This window comes from Proteus sp. Marseille-Q3619 (assembly GCF_965283115.1).
In genome coordinates this window covers 1-1101 of record NZ_CBDIMP010000011.1, presented here as the reverse complement: position 1 = coordinate 1101, position 1101 = coordinate 1, and the positions used below count along the sequence as shown (strand labels likewise).

Genomic DNA, 1101 nt, shown 5'->3' with positions numbered 1-1101 from the left:
TCTATTTTCTTCTATCTATTGATAGATAAAGCCGTTTTACTAAATCCAAATATAAAGATGTATTTTAAATACATCTATAAAATACACTCTTTTACTTATTAAAATGCCAGCAACTCTTAATAAATAAAACTACACTTTTTTATTTTGATAATATCAATAAATAAAAGATGTATATTAAATACACTTTAATGAATGTTAAAATGCTAAATGTCTTATTTCAGATGTATATTTACCTATTTAATGTTGCTTTTAATAACTCATAATTCAGGTATTAATAATAAAAAAAGAAGCTGTATATAATCTAGAAATGAAAGATTTTTAGTAAATCAAAAAGATAAAAAAAGCGAAGGTAATCTTCGCTTTTTCATTATGAGATATTCTTTTAAAGAAAGAATAATTAGAAACGGTAACCCACACCAAACATAAATACAAATGGGTCTAAACGTGTTTTAACGTCAAAATCTTTGTCCGCAACAGTGCTATTAAATCTTGCTTTTGTTTCGATGTTCATCCACCAAACAGAAGCATTCAACATCCAGTTTTTATCAAGGTTATAATCTAAACCTGCCTGTGCCGCAAAGCCCCATGAATCCTTAAGATCAAGACCATTTAAGCCTAAGCCATCTACAGCAGGGTTATTATTAAATTTCTCATCAAAGAAAGTGGTAAAGTTAAGACCTGCACCTAAATAAGGACGTAATTTATCTTCACCATTACCGAAGTAATATTGTGCCATTAATGTTGGTGGTAAATGTTTAACTTTTGCAATTTCACCTACACCCGTCAATGATACTTTATGTTCAAAAGGCGTTGCTGCTAATAACTCAACCCCGATATTATCAGTGATCATATACCCGAAAGTTAAACCTAATTGGGTATTATTATTTACTTCAAAATGGTCGCCACCTAATATTGCATCAGAACCCGCATTAGGACGAACTGTTGCAGTACCCGCACGGAATAAAAAATCACCTGCTTGGTGAGCAAAAGAAATAGAAGGCGCAAGAGTTGCAGCCGCTAAAATAAGCGCAGAAAGTTTTTTCATTATTTAACCCATTCCTGTAATAAGTAAAATCTCCGCTAAAAATATAACCATTTATT

General features: G+C 31.0%; 1 protein-coding gene. It reads right to left on the bottom strand.

What is annotated here, in order from left to right:
* Nucleotides 1–397: 397 nt before the first annotated feature.
* Nucleotides 398–1045 carry an outer membrane protein OmpW gene (ompW, locus tag ACWPWK_RS19035; RefSeq protein WP_109372377.1) on the bottom strand — a complete coding sequence of 216 codons (648 nt, stop codon included), beginning with the start codon at nucleotides 1043–1045 and terminating at the stop codon, nucleotides 398–400.
* Nucleotides 1046–1101 lie beyond the last annotated feature (56 nt).

What these genes read in the sequence shown, in the direction of transcription:
- ompW (WP_109372377.1), bottom strand. Translation starts at nt 1,045, where the DNA reads ATGAAAAAACTTTCTGCGCTTATTTTAGCGGCTGCAACTCTTGCGCCT.